We start from the raw sequence: 16,506 nt of genomic DNA, 5'->3' as shown, positions 1-16,506 counted from the left end.
CATGAGCCAGCCGTTATTAGACATTGACGACCTCTCTATCGCCTTCCGCCAGCAAGGGGCAAGCCAAACGGTAGTCAGCAACCTGACGCTGCAGATTGCCGCGGGTGAAACGCTGGCGTTGGTCGGCGAATCCGGCTCCGGCAAGAGCGTCTCCGCGCTGTCGGTACTGCGCCTTCTGCCCTCGCCGCCGGTTAGCTATCCCAGCGGCGATATCCGCTTTCACGGGCAGTCGCTGCTGCACGCCGATGAGCGTACCCTGCGCGGGATCCGCGGCAACCGCATCGCGATGATTTTCCAGGAGCCGATGGTCTCGCTCAATCCGCTGCATACGCTGGAGAAACAGCTGTACGAGGTGCTCTCGCTGCACCGCGGCATGCGCAAAGAGGCGGCGCGCGGCGAAATCCTCGACTGTCTGGATCGGGTTGGCATCCGTAACGCTTCACGGCGGCTTGCCGACTATCCGCACCAGCTTTCCGGCGGCGAACGCCAACGGGTGATGATCGCCATGGCGCTGCTGACGCGCCCGGAGCTGCTCATCGCCGATGAACCAACCACCGCGCTGGACGTCTCGGTGCAGGCGCAAATTCTGCAACTGCTGCGCGAACTGAAGCATGAGCTCAACATGGGGATGTTGTTCATCACCCACAATCTGAGCATTGTCCGCCAGCTTGCCGACCGGGTGGCGGTGATGCAAAACGGCCGCTGCGTCGAAGAAAACGGCTGCCGGGAGCTGTTTCAGGCGCCCGCGCATCCGTATACCCGCCGCCTGCTGGATAGCGAACCGACCGGCAAACCGGTGCCGCTATCCGCCGATGCGCCCATCCTGCTGCAGGCCCGCGATCTCAACGTCGCCTTCCCAATCCGCAAAGGGGTCCTGCGCCGGGTGGTCGATCACAATCGGGTGGTCAACCATCTGACTTTTACCCTGCGGGCCGGAGAAACGCTGGGGCTGGTGGGAGAATCCGGCTCTGGCAAAAGCACCACCGGGCTGGCGCTGCTGCGGCTGATTAACTCCAGCGGAGAAATGCAGTTTGCCGGCGAGTCGATCCAGGGGCGAAATCGCCGCCAGATGCTGCCGCTGCGCCGACGCATTCAGGTCGTTTTTCAGGATCCGAATTCATCGCTCAACCCGCGCCTGAGCGTCCTGCAGATTATCGAGGAAGGATTACGCGTTCATCAGCCAACGCTGACGCCCGCGGAACGTGAACAGGCGGTGATTCAGGTGATGCAGGAAGTGGGGCTCGACCCCGCGACGCGACAGCGCTATCCGGCGGAATTCTCCGGCGGCCAGCGCCAGCGTATCGCCATTGCCCGGGCGCTGATCGTCAAACCGCAGCTGATTGTGTTAGATGAACCGACTTCATCACTGGATAAAACCGTGCAGGCGCAGATCCTGGCGCTGCTGAAGACGCTACAGCAAAAGCATCAGCTGGCCTATCTGTTTATCAGCCACGATTTACGTGTTGTACGGACGCTCTGTCATCAGGTGATAGTGCTGCGGCAGGGAGAAGTCGTCGAGCAGGGTGAATGCGAGCGCGTATTTACGGCACCGCTTCAGGAGTACACCCGCCAGCTGCTGGCGTTAAGCTGACGGTCAGAAGGGGTTGTTGCCAGAGAAAGGCTCGGCAATGGCCACGCCGAAATTTTTCAGTCGGCAGGTAGCGGCAAACTCATCCTGCATATTAACGAACAGGCACGGCTCGCCTTCACACTCAAGAATGGAACAATCCACTTCAATGTCGCTCAGCGCCTGGCTCAGCGTACGCATCACCGGCCACGCTTTCTCGCCGTCCGGGCTGAGCAGTTTTAATGCCACCAGGCTATTTTCGCCCTGCGCGCCGTTTTGCGGAATCGGTTCAACTCTTGAACCCGCAAAACCGGCCAGCCAGCGATAGCTCTGCGGCAGTCGGTGTACGATAGAGAGTTGCTGTGTATTCACTTGGTTTCCCCGGAAGCAAAAGGCTTCACAATAAATTTACATCAATATTAACACATTGTTGACAAATAGCCCTGCAACAGCTTAGAAAACGCTTACACCCGCATCGGGCCAGGGCTAACAGCTTATTATCCAGAACTTTATAGTTGCCTTGCGGAAACAGTTCGCGGCTATATGTACCCGTTTCTGTGATCCAAAACAACTTTTTTATCGCAACATTGCGACTTTTTACACTAATTGATTTTACATAAAAGAAACAAATAGCTAAACAGGGAAGCCGATTTCGGTTGATATGTATCAAAAAAGGGGCGGAAATCGCCCCTGAAAATGTGACTTAATGTGCGACTTTTCGTCGCCGGCTGGCGTACAGATAGAAGAGAATGGAGCTCGCGGCGCAAAAAGCGATAGAAATCAGCATCGGCCAGGCGGTGGTAAAGGTGGCCATCGACAGCAACGCGCCGATAATCGCGCCAATCCCAAAACGAAATGTTCCGGCCAGCGACGATGCGGTTCCCGCCATATGCGGAAACTCGTCGAGGATCACCGCCATGGCGTTAGAGGAGACCATTGATACGCAGCCGACGAACGCCGCCACGCCCACCACCAGCGACCAGAAACCAACATCAAGCAGCGCGCAAACCACCATCCACACCGCCATCGCCAGCTGGATCCACAGCCCGGCGCGGAACATATTCAATGCGCCGACCCGGCGAACAAAGCGGCTATTAATGATGGTCATGATGAACAGGAACACGATATTCAGCGCAAAATAGTAGCCAAAGTGCTGCGGCGACACGTGATTAATGTTGATGTAGACGAATGGACCCGCGCTGAGAAATGAAAACATGCCGGCAAAACTAAAGCCGCTGGCCAACATATAGCTGAGTACCCGCTTGTGGCGGAACAAGGTGGCGAAGTTGCCAAGCGTGGTGCGAATATGAAATTTCTGCCGTCTTTCAACCGGCAGCGTCTCGCTAATAAAGAAAGCGATCATCGCCGACGCCAGCAGCGCCGCCAGCGCCAGGATCCAGAAAATCGCGTGCCAGCTGAACCACACCAGCACCGCGCCGCCGACCATCGGCGCCACCAGCGGCGCAATGGTGGTGACCAGCATGACAAATGACATCATGCGCGAGAACTCTTCTTTCGGGTAAATATCGCGCATCAGGGCGTTGATCACCACGCTGGCCGCCGCGGCCGCCAGGCCGTGGAAGAAACGCATAGTAATCAGCATCTCGATGGTCTGCGATAACGCGCAGGCCACCGCCGCCGCGGCGAAAATCAGCGTCCCGCCGAGGATCACCGGTTTACGGCCAATGCTGTCGGCCATCGGCCCGTACAGCAGCTGGCCCAGCGCAAAGCCCAGAATATAGGTGCTGAGCGTCATTTGCGCGCTGCCGTCCGGCACGTTGAACTGCGACGAGATAACCGGTAGCGCCGGCAGATACATATCAATCGACAGCGGCATTAACATGGCCAACAGGCCAAGAATAAACACAATCCCCAATGAAGAATTCTGCTTTGTCGTCACGTTTTACTCCGTGCTTGTGGGGCGCCAACGCTGGCGATTTCGTCAGCCGTCAGCGGGCGGTATTCGCCGGGCTCCAGCGACGCATCAAGGGTAATATCGCCGATACGTTCGCGATGTAATCCCACGACGTGGTTACCCACCGCCGCGAACATGCGTTTTACCTGGTGGTAGCGGCCTTCGCTGATGGTCAGGCGCACTTCTGTCGGAGTAATAACTTCGAGGACAGCAGGTTTGGTGAGATCTTTTTCATTATGCAGCTGCACGCCTTTGGCAAACTGCTCGGCGACGCCCTCTTCCAGCGGATTTTCCAGCTCCACCAGATAGGTTTTTTCGCAGTGATGGCGCGGCGAAGTAATGCGGTGCGACCACTGCCCATCATCGGTCATCAGTACCAGACCGGTGGTGTCGATATCCAGACGCCCGGCGGCGTGCAGCTTATGGGCAACCGGCTCATCGAGAAAATAAAGCACCGTTGGATGATCGGGATCGTCTGTTGAACAGACATAACCCTGCGGCTTGTTGAGCATAAAGTAACGGGGGCCGTGCTGCTGGGTCAGCGTATTGCCGTCATATTCCACCTCGTGCTCCGGCTGGAGCTTAAAGGAGGCATCTTTCACAATGTCGCCGTCCACGGTAACGCGGCTGCCGCGGATTTCACGCCCGGCAATAGCACGGCTGACGCCAAGCTGCTGAGCGATAAACTTATCAAGTCGCATGAGATTTTTTAGCCTGTAATAATGCTGGAGCGGGCATCTCGCCCGAAAAAGAAGAATTCCATTGGTTAGTATAACGGGGTCTTAACACCACTCAAGGGAAAAGATTCATGGCATACTATTTGCGAGTTAATTAACCCCCGAGAATTGATGACTTTTACACTACGTCCCTACCAAAAAGAGGCGGTCGACGCCACGCTCGCCTGGTTCCGCCGTCACCATGAGCCGGCCGCCATCGTGCTGCCGACCGGCGCCGGCAAAAGCCTGGTGATCGCCGAACTTGCGCGGCTGGCGCGCGGACGCGTATTGGTTCTGGCCCACGTTAAAGAACTGGTGGCGCAGAATCACAGTAAATACTGTGCGCTTGGCCTGGAAGCCGATATTTTCGCCGCCGGTCTGCAGCGTAAAGAGAGCCAGGGCAAAGTGGTCTTCGGCAGCGTGCAGTCGGTGGCGCGCAATCTTGAGCAGTTTCAGAGCGAATTCTCCTTACTGATCGTCGATGAGTGCCACCGTATCAGCGACGATGACGACAGCCAGTATCAGCAAATCATCAGCCACCTGCGGCAGGTGAATCCACAGCTCAGGCTGCTTGGCCTGACCGCGACCCCCTTCCGTCTCGGCAAGGGGTGGATCTATCAGTTCCACTATCACGGTATGGTGCGCGGAGACGAGAAAGCGCTGTTCCGCGACTGCATCTACGAGCTGCCGCTGCGTTATATGATTAAGCACGGCTACCTGACGCCGCCTGAGCGCCTCGATATGCCGGTGGTACAATACGATTTCAGCCGCCTGCAGGCGCAGAGCAATGGCCTGTTCAGCGAAACCGACCTTAACCATGAGCTGAAAAAACAGCAGCGCATCACGCCGCATATCGTCAGCCAAATCGTTGAGTTTGCCGAAAGCCGTCAAGGCGTGATGATTTTCGCTGCGACCGTCGAACATGCGCGGGAAATTACCGGCCTGCTGCCGCCCGCGCAGGCGGCGCTGATTACCGGCGAAACGCCGGGGCCGGAGCGCGATCGCATCATCGAAGCTTTTAAAGCGCAGCAGTATCGCTATCTGGTGAACGTCGCGGTACTGACCACCGGCTTTGACGCGCCGCACGTCGATCTTATCGCGATTCTTCGGCCAACAGAGTCGGTAAGCCTTTACCAACAAATTGTTGGCCGCGGCCTGCGTCTGGCGCCGGGCAAAACCGACTGCCTGATCCTCGACTATGCCGGCAACCCTCACGACCTGTATGCGCCGGAAGTCGGCACGCCAAAAGGCAAAAGCGATAATGTCCCGGTACAGGTTTTCTGCCCGGCCTGCGGTTTCGCCAATACTTTTTGGGGGAAAACCACCGCCGACGGCACGTTGATTGAGCATTTTGGCCGTCGCTGCCAGGGCTGGTTCGAAGATGATGACGGCCATCGCGAACAGTGCGACTTCCGCTTTCGTTTTAAAAACTGTCCGCAGTGCAACGCCGAGAATGACATTGCCGCCCGCCGCTGTCGCGAGTGCGATTCTATTCTGGTCGACCCGGACGACATGCTGAAGGCGGCGCTGAAGCTTAAAGACGCGCTGGTGTTGCGCTGCAGCGGCATGGCGCTGCAGCATGGCAGCGATGAAAAAGGCCCGTGGCTGAAAATCACCTATTACGATGAGGACGGCGCCGATGTGAGTGAGCGCTTCCGTTTACAAACACCCGCGCAGCGTACCGCCTTTGAGCAGTTGTTTATCCGCCCGCATACCCGTACTCCGGGCGTGCCGCTACGCTGGATAACTCCGGCAGACATCATTGCCCAGCAGGCGCTGCTGCGCCATCCGGACTTTGTCGTCGCCCGGATGAAGGGGCAATACTGGCAGGTGCGGGAAAAAGTGTTCGATTATCAGGGCCGTTTCCGTCGCGCCAATGAGCTGCGTTAATCCGCCAAAAACTGAGGTTTTGATTGCCGCTGTGCCGATAGGCGGCTATAATGCCGCCCGCTTTTGCATTCGCAAAGCAGATAATCTGCCTGCTGCTGGGTCGCCTGTTGCAGGCTTTATATATAGAGAGACATCAATGTTTACTATCAACGCAGAAGTACGTAAAGAGCAGGGTAAGGGTGCGAGCCGCCGCCTGCGCGCAGCTAACAAGTTCCCGGCAATCATCTACGGTGGCGAAGCTGCTCCGGTTGCTATCGAACTGGACCACGACAAACTGTGGAACATGCAGGACAAAGCTGAGTTCTACGGCGAAGTTCTGACCCTGGTTGTCGATGGCAAAGAAGAGAAAGTTAAAGTTCAGGCTGTTCAGCGTCACGCGTTCAAGCCGAAACTGACCCACATCGACTTCGTTCGCGCTTAATCGCCGATAGCAAGTTGTATGGCAAACGCCCTGGTGTCTTCTGACCCGGGGCGTTTTGTTATCTGCGCCGCCATAACCCTGGCGCGTCGTCAACAATCTCTCCCAGCGCGCGGTGTTTATTCATTCCCGGCAGCCACAGCATCACCATGGTAACGTTAAGCCCCTGATTACCGACCTCGGTGGCTATTTCAGCAACCCCCTGCCACTCGTCGGGCCGTAAATGGTCGGGTAAAAAACCCCAGCCCTGCCCCTGCTCCATTGCGTGGCGCAACATGGTGATTTCATTCATATACAGCGTATGGCCGGATATCTGCAACCGGCGGGCGATTTGATCGTCGCTGCGCCGGTGCATGACTAACTGCGGGGTGAGCGATAAATTCAGCAACGTCAGCGGCCTTGCGGCATCAGCGAACAACCGCTGCGCGGCGTAAAAGCGTAAATCAACGGTACCCAGCGCCCGCCACTCCATTTCGCTACCCAGCGTACGATTGTTAGCCTGGCAAATGGCCATATCCGCGACGTCATCGCTCAACGCCTGCTCGGCTTCGCGACGCGAAGCGCTCCAGCAGCTTAAACGGATCTGCCGCCGGGCAAGCGTATCGGCCAGCAAACAGAGAAATTCACGCGGCACGAACGGATCGTACACCAGGCGTAACTCCTGCCAGGCCGTTTGCGGCAGCGTTTGCGCAAAAGACTCGAAAGCCTGCGCCTGTCGCAACAACAGGTGCGCCTGGCGAAAAAGCTGCTCTCCCTCGGCCGTTAAAGTCAGGCTACGCCCTTCACGGCTGAATAGCCGGTAGCCCAACGCATCTTCCAGGTAATCCAGCAGATCGCGAAGCGTCGTACGGTCTTTCCCTAAACGGATCGCCGCCCGCGACAGGCTGCCGGTCTCAGCAATCGTCGCGAAGGCTTCAATCTGTGCAAATGAATACTGCAGGGTTTTCATCCTTCTCTCCCTTTCGGGGGAAAATCCCCCATAGAGTGATTTTAGCCGCCGCGCGCCGGTTTATATACTGCGATGCGAATCTATGGCAAACAAGGAAATTAAAATGATAAGAAAACCACTGGCTCTGGCGTTAATTTTGGCGGCGCTGCCGGCGGCGGCAATGGCGCAAAACTGCGGCGGCCTGACGCTGGATGTCTGCCCCACGCCTTACGATCAAACGCTACCCGCGGCCAAAGACATGCTCACCTGGGATCAGGCGTCACGCGTCGTTGGCTTTCGTAATGACTATCGCAACTATGCTGGCGATGTTTTCCGTCACGGCGACTCGGTCCCGCTGGAGCGCGCTAAAAAGCAGCTGACCGATGCCCGCTACACGCTCAACGGCCACACCTGGAATTTGCAAGATTACCTGAAGCGCGAAAACGTCAGCGGTATGCTGGTGCTGAAAGATGGCAAAGTCGCCTGGAAATATCTCGCCGAAGGTAATACCGACACCACGCTGTGGACCTCGCGCTCGGTGGGTAAATCGGTCGTCTCGACGCTGGTCGGTATCGCTATTCAACAGGGTAAAATCCACTCCCTTGATGACCTGATTACCGTTTATGAACCCGAACTGAAAGGCACCGCCTGGGATGGCGTGACGCTCAAGCAGCTCATTCAACATACCAGCGGCGTGGAATGGAATGAAGATTACACCAATCCACAGTCGCACTTCGCCCGCCTGACCCAGTGTGAAGCGCAGCCCGGCGCCTATGATTGCGTGCGTAAAATTGTGTCGACGCTGTCGCGCAAACACCCGGCAGGCGAGCAGTGGTCCTACTCTTCCGGCGGCGCCTGGCTGCTGGGCGATGTGCTGGAACGCGCAACCGGTATGTCGCTGGCCGCCTGGCTTGAACAATCACTGTGGCAGCCTGCGGGCATGGCCCACGATGGCGTGTGGCACGCCTACAAAAAAGGACAACATGATGTCGGCGCCCACGGCTTTAACGCCACCCTCGAAGACTGGGGACGCTTTGGCGAGTTTGTCGCCCGCGATGGCCGCCTGAGCAACGGTGAACAGCTGGTGCCCGCAGGCTGGTTCGATCAAGCCGCAAGCTGGACAAAAGCGCTGAACTCGGTTTCAGCAGCGCATCCGGAAGGTATCTACGGCTATCAATGGTGGAATAACGCCATTCCGGCCAATGCGCAAAACGTGCAGCCGACGCCGCAGGAAGGGCTGAAAGGCTCGCTGTGGGCGCTGGGGATTTACGGCCAGGTGATAATGGTCAACCGTGCGGAACATCTGGTGATCGTGCAGTGGTCAACCTGGCCACAGGCGGAACCGTCCTTTAACGCGCAACCGCTGGAAGCGGCGCTGATGTACAGCGCCATTGCCCGCGAATTGCGCTAATCTTGCCGGCTCCTTGCCGCTTAACCGGCAAGGAGCGTGTCGGCATTTAACGCCAGGTGCTGCAGCAGCATAATGGTTTTCGCATCCACGATTTCGCCCTCGCGAATGGCCCGTAACGCCCGCGCCAGCGGCCACTCCAGCACTTCAATATCCTCTCCCTCCGCCGCCAGCCCGCCGCCATCGCCACGGCGATCGTCAGCGGAGTATTCAGCAATAAAGAAGTACAGCTTCTCGGTCACCGACCCCGGGCTCATAAACGCGGTGAATACCGGTTCAATACGGGTGACGCGAAAACCGGTCTCCTCTTCCGCTTCGGCGATAATGCGCTCTTCCGGCGAGGCGTTATCCAGTAACCCCGCGGCAGCCTCGATCAGAAAGCCGTCGTGACCGTTGATCCACACCGGAAAACGAAACTGGCGGATGAGCACCACGCTCTGCTTGTGGCGATTGTAGAGCAGAATAACCGCGCCGTTGCCGCGGTCGTAGGCTTCCCGGCTCTGCTCCTGCCAGCGTCCATCACGACGCAGCAGTTCGAAGGTATATTTTTTCAGCGTGTACCAGTTATCTGACAAGAGCGTTTCGCGAACGTGGCGAACGCGCGGTGCGTTTGCATGCATGTTTTTCCCCTTCTAAGGTGACAGCGGGCAACATAACATGCATAATCGTGCACAAACAAGATCAATCGTGAAGTGAACAACATGCTCGCCAGCCAGAGAAAACAGCACATCCTGCAGATCCTTGCCGCAGAAAAACAGGTGATGTCGGGAGAGTTAAGCCAGCGCTTTAAAGTCTCCGAAGACTCCATTCGTCGCGATCTGCGCGAGCTGGCGGCGGAAGGTAAACTGCAACGGGTCCACGGCGGCGCGCTGCCGGTATCCGCCGCTATCGCGCCAATCGAAAGCAGAAAAAACGTGCAGATGGCTTCCAAACAGGCAATAGCCCGCCGGGCGGCGGCGCTTATCCAGCCAGGACAGGTGGTCATCGTCGACGGCGGCACCACCACCACGGCGATGATCGCCGCACTACCCGCCGACCTTGCTTGTACCGTGGTGACGCACAGTCCAGGGATCGCCGTGGCGCTGGTCGAGCATCCGCTGATCGACGTGATCCTGCTCGGCGGCACAATGTTTAAACATTCGGTAGTCACGGTCGGCGCCGAGACGCTGGCGGCGATGGCGCGGATTAATGCCGATCTGTTCTTTATGGGAGTCACGGGTGTGCACCCGCGGGTGGGCTTTACCACCGGTGATTATGAAGAGGCGGGCATCAAGCGCGCGCTGGCGGCCAGAGCCGCAGAAACCGTGGTGATGGCCTCTGCCGAGAAAATCAACTCCGCCTCCGCATTTGCCATCGGCGAGCTTAATCTTGCCAGCACAGTGGTTATCGACAGCGAACTGGATGACACGTTACGCCAGAAGCTTAAACAAAGCGGCGTCGGGATTATTCAGGTAGAAGGTTAACCCGGCGGCATCATGTTCCGCCGGGATAAGCAGCAGGGATTAATTACCGCCAGAAGTACGGCGCTGCAGCTGATCGCGCAGGTTCGGCGGCGTACCTTTGATGGTCAGCGTATCCGTTGCCGGATCCCAGAATACGCGCTCGCCTAACAGCATCGCATCAAAGTTAATGGTCAAACCGCCGCCGCTACCGGCAAATTTGGTCAGCTGGCGCAGCGTACTGCGGTCCGCCGGGAAGCTCTCTTCCAGCTCATAACCCTGTTCAGCGGTAAACTCCTGGAAACTCTTTTCGCTGACGCCGGAGAGCTCTTTAGACAGTGACTCCAGCTCGATCTCTTCGCCCGCCTGCAGCTGTTCGTTACAGTAGGCGTACACCTGCTGGCGCACGTTCTGGCGCTCGGATTTATCCAGCTGCGCGTCAGCGGCGAAATCATCCACCGCCTGCAGCAGACCGCGGTTCTGCGCTTTGGCGTTGAGCCCTTCGCTGGCGCCGAGGAAGTCCATGAAGAAATCAGCGACTTTACGCCCCACCCGCCCTTTCAGGAAGGTCAGGTAACGGGTCGATTCGGGATTGGTTTCCCACTCGGTCAGATCGATACGCGCCACGATGTCGGCATGGTTGATATCGAGGTAATGCGTGGAACTAATATCCAGCTCTTCGTTAACGCGCATGCTGCTCAGATTATTGAGCACCGCCACCAGCAGATACTCGACCGCCAGATAACGATACTGACAGAACAGCACAATGCCGCCTTCGGCAAACGGATACTTCGCCAGCTCATCGCGCAGGCGACCGGTTGCCGCACGGCTGAAAGGAAGAAATTCTTCTTCACCCTGACGCTGTAAACGCAACGCTTGCGCCAGCTCGCTCTCTTCATTAAAGAGGCCATAGGCTTTGCTTTTTGCGCTGTAGACACGATGCAGTTCAGCCATCATTTCCACGACAGTGGCATTTGGTTCCAGCAGCGACTCGCGCAGCACCAGTTCCAGATTCTGTTCATCACGTTTGATCAACTGATGCAGGGCAATCTGGTCGATATCCAGACTCATGTTAAACTCTCCTTTTAGACCGGGCGGTATTCAACCACCACCGGGACGATGACGCAACCGGCAGATGTCTGTTTCACGCTTGAGACTCGCGTTGCTGGGCGCTTTTACGCCGTGGCGAAAAAATGCGGAAAAAATGCTGCTGCTACGGTAATATGTTGCCCTTTCACGAACAAACAGATTTTGAGTTTATGCCACAAATATCCCGCTATAGCGATGAACAGGTCGAGCAGCTGCTCAGCGAGCTGACGAACGTCCTGGAAACACACAAAGCGCCGGTTGACCTGTCACTGATGGTGCTGGGCAATATGGTGACCAACCTGATTAACAGTAGCGTCGCGCCGGCGCAGCGTCAGGCAATCGCCCGTTCTTTCGCCCAGGCGCTGCAATCGTCCATTAACGACGATCCCGCGCACTAAGGATAACGAACAACAGTATATGGTGACTCTACGTCAGCCCTACCGAGAAAAAGTCTCCCAGATGGTCAGTTGGGGACACTGGTTTGCCCTGTTCAACATGTTGTTGGCCATGGCGCTCGGCAGCCGCTATCTTTTTGTCGCCGACTGGCCAACGACGCTTGCCGGGCGGGTTTTCTCGTATGTCAGCCTCGTTGGTCATTTCAGTTTTCTGGTGTTCACCAGCTATGTACTGATTCTCTTCCCGCTGACCTTTATCGTCGGCTCGCAGCGGCTTATGCGCTTCCTGTCGGTCATCTTCGCCACCGCAGGGATGACGCTGCTGCTGATCGATAGCGAAGTCTTCACTCGCTTCCACCTGCACTTAAACCCTGTCGTCTGGGAACTGGTGATTAACCCCGACCAGAACGAGATGGCTCGCGACTGGCAGCTGATGTTTATCAGCGTACCGATCATCTTCCTGATTGAGATGCTCTTCGCCACCTGGAGCTGGCAAAAGCTGCGCAGCCTGACGCGCCGCCGTCACTACGCGCGCCCCGTCGCCTGGTTTTTCTTTATTTCGTTTATCAGCAGCCACCTGATTTATATCTGGGCGGATGCTAACTTCTATCGCCCGATCACCATGCAGCGGGCCAACTTGCCGCTCTCTTATCCGATGACCGCTCGCCGCTTCCTTGAGAAGCATGGCCTGCTCGACGCTCAGGATTACCAGCGCCGTCTGGTTGAACAAGGCGCGCCGGAAGCGGTTTCGGTGCAGTATCCGCTGAGCGATCTGCGCTATCGCGACCTCGGCACGGGCTACAACGTGCTGCTCATTACCGTGGATAATCTCAACTATTCACGCTTCGAGAAGAACATGCCGCAGCTGGCTGCTTTTGCAAAAGAGAGCGTCAACTTTAGTCAGCATATGAGCTCCGGTAATAGTACCGATAGCGGAATGTTCGGCCTGTTCTACGGCATATCGCCGGGTTATATGGATGGCGTGCTCTCGGCGCGTATCCCGGCGGCGCTGATTACCGCCCTCAACCAACAGGGTTACCAGTTGGGCCTGTTCTCATCTGACGGTTTCAGCAGTCCGCTCTATCGTCAGGCGCTGCTGTCGGACTTCTCGCTGCCGGCGGCCAAAACGCAAAGTGACGAGCAAACGGCAGACCAATGGATCGGCTGGCTGGATCGCTACGCCCAGGATGAGAACCGCTGGTTCTCGTGGGTATCGCTGAACGGCACTAATATTGATAACAGCCAGCAGCAGAATTTTGCGCGCACCTATGGCCGCGCCGCAGGCGACGTCGATACGCAAATTGGCCGCGTGCTCGACGCGCTGCGCAAAGCGGGCAAACTGGATAATACGGTGGTGATTATTACCGCCGGGCACGGTATGCCGCTGGATAACAAGCAGGGTAAATTCGACTGGTCACGGGGCAATCTGCAGGTGCCGCTGGTTATTCACTGGCCGGGAACCCCAGCGCAGGAGATCGCCACGCTCACGGATAACAAAGACGTGATGACGACGCTGATGCAGCGTCTGCTGCACGTGTCGACGCCAGCGAATGAATATTCGCAGGGCGAAGACCTGTTTAGCCCGGCGCGCCGCCGCAGCTGGGTCACCGCGGCCAATAGCGATACTCTGGCGATTACCACGCCAACGATGACCGTGGTGCTCGACCACAACGGCACCTATCACACCTGGAACAGTAACGGCGAGAAGGTGAAAGACCAAAAACCACAGCTCAGCCTGCTGCTGCAGGTACTGACGGATGAAAAACGCTTTATCGCTAACTGATTGATTAATTTTGAATCAATCAGTTGTCGGTCGCTTGCATTCGATGGGGGAACGGGTAATATTATCCTCCACGCGTCGGCACGTAGCGCAGCCTGGTAGCGCACCGTCATGGGGTGTCGGGGGTCGGAGGTTCAAATCCTCTCGTGCCGACCAAAAACCTTCGAAAAACCAGCCTCTTATGGCTGGTTTTTTTGTACCTGTTTTTCATACGGGGAGTTATTGGGGTGAAACTGGGGTGAAACTGGGGTGAAACCCCGTCAAAAACTAGATGACTGGGCAACCTTCTGAAATCTCTGAATGTACGTCTGTAATTAGGAAAGTAACGACTCCAATCACTTCAGTTTCATCAAGTGCCTCACCTTCTATTGACTCTCCATCTGCCGTGATAAAAGCCCGGCCTAGGATCTTTGCAAACTCGATCTTTCCTTCGCTCCTGATTAGGACAGTATTACCCTGCTCAGCCTTTCTCGCTAAATCAACAACCGCATAACCACTATCCGTAACAATCGCTCGTGTATTAGCACCCAATCTACACAATGTGTTGATGTCTAATCTGCGTTCTACATAATCATTTGCCGGCGAGGGAAACCCCATAATTTCGCTCCTACCACTTGAATACTGTACAAACAAACAGTATAAATACTGTATATCCAACCAGTAAAAAAGGAAACAAAAATGTTTGTTGAACTCGTCTACGACAAAAGAAACTTTGAAGGCCTGCAAGATGCGAAAGGGATCATCCATGGCGAACTAACCAAGCGAATACATCGTATCTTTCCTGATGCTGATATTAGGGTAAAACCAATGATGTCATTACCAGCTATCAACACTGATGCAAGCAAACACGAAAAGGAAAGGATTAGTGCAGCTATTCAGGAAATGTTTGAAGAAGCAGATATGTGGCTGGTTGAGGAGTAATCCTGCATGGACAACATCATCATTTCAGGTGTCAGGATTTACTTCCCAAAACCAGGGGAAAAGCTACCTCTTCCTCCAGATACTATGCCTACTTTTGCTATTCAGGGAACAGCTGATTCTCGTTGTTGTCTTCTTGGCTTTCTGCAAAATTCATGGATGGTGTGGTCGCTACCTGAATACGAACATTCAGGCAAAGCAATAATGGCTGCTGTCAGACAAGGGAAAAAAATATGGCGATAATCTGCGGAAATGCACCTCGTTTTGATCGACTTAATGTCGATCGCCGGGCATGAACACCTGCGATTCCCCACCCGGTAACTTTTGTATACGGTTACAGGGTGGCTTCCAGTTTCAGCCTCTCTGTAAAGTTGATAACGTTTAGTGATTGTGTTGCATCGAAGCAAGTAGTGTACTATTTTACCTTTAGTCTTCCATGGCTGGATGGGCAAATATGTCACAAATTGATCTTCTAATTCTTGTTTTTACCTTTGGCATTACGGCCTTGGGTTATTCCATCTGGCTTCTGATTGAGCATTCCCTGAGTTTAATATCAAAAAAAAGTCTGGATGAATGAGATCCCTAGTTATTTGCTTTAACTACAACCAGATGCTAATTAAAGCCCATTACTGAATAGGAACACTCAGCAATGTCAGTGATGCTTAAGTTTATCTTTTTATGGATATTTTTTGTCTTAATTGTCAAAGCTACAATTAAGGCAGGTTTTCTCGATGCGCTGATCATTTGATTGCCCTAACCTCCGTGCAAACTAGTCAGGCGTAAATTTTTAAAATAGCCAAACCAGCCAAAGCCTTCACACATCTCACCAGGTAACTATTACATACTGTTACTCAGTATTAACATGGTATCAGATGGCATTATTGCTAGTTTTCACATGCAGATAATCTCGCCTCCAGTTCGTCTACTCGCTTAATCAATACTTGTACCGCAGCCAGTGTGTCCATCATTATCACGTTATTATCTAACTGAAGGCGGTCGTCATCCACCCGTTCACCGTTGCGCATGTATGCCGTGTTAACCTGTTTCACATACTGCGGATCAACGTCCCGCGCCTGCTGCGCGATAATTCCCCGGCGCGTCCTTCCCTGCTCGTCGTCGTTATAGACGAACGTCACCAGCTCAAGCGCCCGGATGCGGTCGACAGATAGCTGTCCGTCCGTCGGATTAATGTCATGCTTCATGCGCGCGTCGGACGTTCCCTGGAACTGGACGTTACCGTTCTGGCTGCTGTAGATCCTGCCGTCGCTCAGGAACTGCCACCACTGCTGGTTAGCGTTGAACCCCTGAACGGTGATCGCTAATCGGTGGTTTGTTCCCACCTGTTCCTCAAAATACGCCGCCGCCATTCCGGCCTCTGCGCCTTTACTGTCTGCGCCTCGCTGTTTGAACCGCCATGTCATGTTAGGGGAGTTGATAAGAGTACCGTTAGCCGGTGCGCCAGGTTCGTCAAATCGCGTAGCTACGAACCCCCACCAAATATTGCCCTCGACAGTGTTAGCCCCAAACGTCCGCTGATTACCGTATACACGCCAGCCAGGTGACACGGCAAGCGCGCCGTCTTCGGCGATGATGCGATGCGTGTAGTCAGCCGTACTATTGCCATAGTGAAAATCAATGTAAGGCGTTGGTGCGGTTAGCTCGATATGAGACCCGGCAATCTGTACGCCGTTTAAATTTCCGTTAACCGTTAGGTTCTTGTCGACCGTCAGGTTGTTTTTAAAGGTGCTGCTTACATTCCACGTCTGCGCCTGCGTCCACGTGTTGTCCGCCGTCGTCTTCGCTACGTCCTTCAGCGCCGTGTCGATGTTCTGCTGTCGTGTGGCGTATTCTCTCAGAAATTGCGCCCACGATTTTACCGTGCCCGTTGTACCGTCCGGCTTCGTGATCGTCACGTTCCCGGCTCCAAATAAAAACTGCTGTTGATTTGCTAAATCCACATAAGTGCGGTCGAAACATTTCTGGATGCTGGCCGCTAATTCGTCACTAATTATCGCCATATTGTTAAGGGCCCCGAAGGCCCCC

The 16,506-nt window shown here is 55.4% G+C and carries 17 protein-coding genes and 1 tRNA gene; 10 read left to right on the top strand and 8 right to left on the bottom strand.

Annotation, left to right across the window (positions count from 1 at the left end; translation table 11 throughout):
- Position 1: 1 nt before the first annotated feature.
- Positions 2–1,591 carry a microcin C ABC transporter ATP-binding protein YejF gene (yejF, locus tag ABLV66_RS08170; RefSeq protein WP_348876028.1) on the top strand — a complete coding sequence of 530 codons (1,590 nt, stop codon included), beginning with the start codon at positions 2–4 and terminating at the stop codon, positions 1,589–1,591.
- 3 nt (positions 1,592–1,594) lie between these two features.
- On the opposite strand, the gene ABLV66_RS08165 is transcribed toward yejF, so the two are convergent.
- The 3 genes from ABLV66_RS08165 to rsuA all read right to left on the bottom strand — a co-directional run bounded on the left by ABLV66_RS08165 (position 1,595) and on the right by rsuA (position 4,183).
- Complete coding sequence (locus ABLV66_RS08165; RefSeq protein ID WP_045391356.1) at positions 1,595–1,939, bottom strand: YejG family protein; 345 nt, start codon at positions 1,937–1,939, stop codon at positions 1,595–1,597.
- Between the two features lie 331 nt (positions 1,940–2,270).
- Positions 2,271–3,467, bottom strand: a complete 1,197-nt coding sequence (locus ABLV66_RS08160) for a Bcr/CflA family multidrug efflux MFS transporter (protein WP_045391357.1) — start codon at positions 3,465–3,467, stop codon at positions 2,271–2,273.
- Positions 3,464–4,183, bottom strand: coding sequence for a 16S rRNA pseudouridine(516) synthase RsuA (gene rsuA / locus ABLV66_RS08155; RefSeq protein WP_047043216.1), 720 nt, complete (start codon positions 4,181–4,183; stop codon positions 3,464–3,466). Before rsuA ends, ABLV66_RS08160 begins: the two co-directional genes overlap by 4 nt.
- Positions 4,184–4,330: 147 nt before the next feature.
- Between rsuA and radD the strand changes: the two genes are divergently transcribed.
- Together radD and rplY are read left to right on the top strand one after the other, a co-directional pair.
- A complete protein-coding gene (gene radD, locus ABLV66_RS08150) occupies positions 4,331–6,088 on the top strand; it encodes a DNA repair helicase RadD (RefSeq protein ID WP_348876030.1) in 1,758 nt (585 codons plus the stop codon).
- 136 nt (positions 6,089–6,224) lie between these two features.
- On the top strand, positions 6,225–6,509 hold the full coding sequence (rplY, locus tag ABLV66_RS08145) for a 50S ribosomal protein L25 (RefSeq protein ID WP_015365674.1): 285 nt from the start codon (positions 6,225–6,227) through the stop codon (positions 6,507–6,509).
- 58 nt (positions 6,510–6,567) lie between these two features.
- Here rplY and ABLV66_RS08140 read toward each other — a convergent pair whose 3' ends face one another.
- Positions 6,568–7,455 carry a LysR family transcriptional regulator gene (locus ABLV66_RS08140; RefSeq protein ID WP_045391365.1) on the bottom strand — a complete coding sequence of 296 codons (888 nt, stop codon included), beginning with the start codon at positions 7,453–7,455 and terminating at the stop codon, positions 6,568–6,570.
- A 103-nt stretch (positions 7,456–7,558) separates the two neighbouring features.
- On the opposite strand from ABLV66_RS08140, the gene ABLV66_RS08135 reads away from it, so the two are divergent.
- Complete coding sequence (locus tag ABLV66_RS08135; protein WP_045391367.1) at positions 7,559–8,845, top strand: serine hydrolase domain-containing protein; 1,287 nt, start codon at positions 7,559–7,561, stop codon at positions 8,843–8,845.
- A 20-nt stretch (positions 8,846–8,865) separates the two neighbouring features.
- Here the strand turns inward: ABLV66_RS08135 and ABLV66_RS08130 are convergent, their stop codons facing one another.
- Positions 8,866–9,462 (bottom strand): NUDIX domain-containing protein, encoded by a 597-nt coding sequence (locus tag ABLV66_RS08130; RefSeq protein WP_348876032.1) that lies wholly within the window; start codon positions 9,460–9,462, stop codon positions 8,866–8,868.
- An 81-nt stretch (positions 9,463–9,543) separates the two neighbouring features.
- Between ABLV66_RS08130 and ABLV66_RS08125 the strand changes: the two genes are divergently transcribed.
- The gene (locus tag ABLV66_RS08125; protein ID WP_348876116.1) at positions 9,544–10,305 is read left to right on the top strand and encodes a DeoR/GlpR family DNA-binding transcription regulator; all 762 of its coding nucleotides are present in this window, start codon (positions 9,544–9,546) and stop codon (positions 10,303–10,305) included.
- A gap of 39 nt (positions 10,306–10,344) precedes the next feature.
- Here the strand turns inward: ABLV66_RS08125 and yejK are convergent, their stop codons facing one another.
- Positions 10,345–11,352, bottom strand: coding sequence for a nucleoid-associated protein YejK (gene yejK, locus ABLV66_RS08120; protein WP_015365669.1), 1,008 nt, complete (start codon positions 11,350–11,352; stop codon positions 10,345–10,347).
- 188 nt (positions 11,353–11,540) lie between these two features.
- Here yejK and ABLV66_RS08115 point away from each other — a divergent pair, with 188 nt between their 5' ends.
- The 3 genes from ABLV66_RS08115 to ABLV66_RS08105 all read left to right on the top strand — a co-directional run bounded on the left by ABLV66_RS08115 (position 11,541) and on the right by ABLV66_RS08105 (position 13,701).
- Positions 11,541–11,768 carry a YejL family protein gene (locus ABLV66_RS08115; protein WP_045377048.1) on the top strand — a complete coding sequence of 76 codons (228 nt, stop codon included), beginning with the start codon at positions 11,541–11,543 and terminating at the stop codon, positions 11,766–11,768.
- Between the two features lie 19 nt (positions 11,769–11,787).
- Complete coding sequence (yejM, locus tag ABLV66_RS08110; RefSeq protein ID WP_045391375.1) at positions 11,788–13,548, top strand: LPS biosynthesis-modulating metalloenzyme YejM; 1,761 nt, start codon at positions 11,788–11,790, stop codon at positions 13,546–13,548.
- Between the two features lie 76 nt (positions 13,549–13,624).
- A tRNA-Pro gene (locus ABLV66_RS08105) sits at positions 13,625–13,701 on the top strand.
- 111 nt (positions 13,702–13,812) lie between these two features.
- Here the strand turns inward: ABLV66_RS08105 and ABLV66_RS08100 are convergent.
- Positions 13,813–14,142, bottom strand: coding sequence for a S24/S26 family peptidase (locus ABLV66_RS08100; protein WP_348876033.1), 330 nt, complete (start codon positions 14,140–14,142; stop codon positions 13,813–13,815).
- 81 nt (positions 14,143–14,223) lie between these two features.
- Here ABLV66_RS08100 and ABLV66_RS08095 point away from each other — a divergent pair, with 81 nt between their 5' ends.
- The gene (locus ABLV66_RS08095) at positions 14,224–14,466 is read left to right on the top strand and encodes a DinI-like family protein (protein ID WP_348876034.1); all 243 of its coding nucleotides are present in this window, start codon (positions 14,224–14,226) and stop codon (positions 14,464–14,466) included.
- A gap of 6 nt (positions 14,467–14,472) precedes the next feature.
- Positions 14,473–14,706, top strand: coding sequence for a hypothetical protein (locus ABLV66_RS08090; RefSeq protein ID WP_348876035.1), 234 nt, complete (start codon positions 14,473–14,475; stop codon positions 14,704–14,706).
- A 641-nt stretch (positions 14,707–15,347) separates the two neighbouring features.
- On the opposite strand, the gene ABLV66_RS08085 is transcribed toward ABLV66_RS08090, so the two are convergent.
- A complete protein-coding gene (locus ABLV66_RS08085; protein WP_348876036.1) occupies positions 15,348–16,481 on the bottom strand; it encodes a tail fiber domain-containing protein in 1,134 nt (377 codons plus the stop codon).
- Positions 16,482–16,506 lie beyond the last annotated feature (25 nt).

It is taken from the genome of Klebsiella sp. CN_Kp073 (assembly GCF_040065495.2).
Classification (GTDB): domain Bacteria; phylum Pseudomonadota; class Gammaproteobacteria; order Enterobacterales; family Enterobacteriaceae; genus Klebsiella; species Klebsiella aerogenes.
Note: the sequence above shows the minus strand (reverse complement) of the source record. Positions and strands in the feature narration are given on the sequence as shown.

Excerpts from the sequence above, each read along its gene's own strand:
- ABLV66_RS08135 (WP_045391367.1), top strand. The coding sequence starts at position 7,559 with ATGATAAGAAAACCACTGGCTCTGGCGTTAATTTTGGCGGCGCTGCCG.
- ABLV66_RS08085 (WP_348876036.1), bottom strand. The coding sequence starts at position 16,481 with ATGGCGATAATTAGTGACGAATTAGCGGCCAGCATCCAGAAATGTTTC.
- ABLV66_RS08130 (WP_348876032.1), bottom strand. The coding sequence starts at position 9,462 with ATGCATGCAAACGCACCGCGCGTTCGCCACGTTCGCGAAACGCTCTTG.
- yejM (WP_045391375.1), top strand. The coding sequence starts at position 11,788 with ATGGTGACTCTACGTCAGCCCTACCGAGAAAAAGTCTCCCAGATGGTC.
- ABLV66_RS08115 (WP_045377048.1), top strand. The coding sequence starts at position 11,541 with ATGCCACAAATATCCCGCTATAGCGATGAACAGGTCGAGCAGCTGCTC.
- radD (WP_348876030.1), top strand. The coding sequence starts at position 4,331 with ATGACTTTTACACTACGTCCCTACCAAAAAGAGGCGGTCGACGCCACG.
- ABLV66_RS08100 (WP_348876033.1), bottom strand. The coding sequence starts at position 14,142 with ATGGGGTTTCCCTCGCCGGCAAATGATTATGTAGAACGCAGATTAGAC.
- ABLV66_RS08090 (WP_348876035.1), top strand. The coding sequence starts at position 14,473 with ATGGACAACATCATCATTTCAGGTGTCAGGATTTACTTCCCAAAACCA.
- rsuA (WP_047043216.1), bottom strand. The coding sequence starts at position 4,183 with ATGCGACTTGATAAGTTTATCGCTCAGCAGCTTGGCGTCAGCCGTGCT.
- ABLV66_RS08140 (WP_045391365.1), bottom strand. The coding sequence starts at position 7,455 with ATGAAAACCCTGCAGTATTCATTTGCACAGATTGAAGCCTTCGCGACG.
- ABLV66_RS08125 (WP_348876116.1), top strand. The coding sequence starts at position 9,544 with ATGCTCGCCAGCCAGAGAAAACAGCACATCCTGCAGATCCTTGCCGCA.
- rplY (WP_015365674.1), top strand. The coding sequence starts at position 6,225 with ATGTTTACTATCAACGCAGAAGTACGTAAAGAGCAGGGTAAGGGTGCG.
- ABLV66_RS08095 (WP_348876034.1), top strand. The coding sequence starts at position 14,224 with ATGTTTGTTGAACTCGTCTACGACAAAAGAAACTTTGAAGGCCTGCAA.
- yejF (WP_348876028.1), top strand. The coding sequence starts at position 2 with ATGAGCCAGCCGTTATTAGACATTGACGACCTCTCTATCGCCTTCCGC.
- yejK (WP_015365669.1), bottom strand. The coding sequence starts at position 11,352 with ATGAGTCTGGATATCGACCAGATTGCCCTGCATCAGTTGATCAAACGT.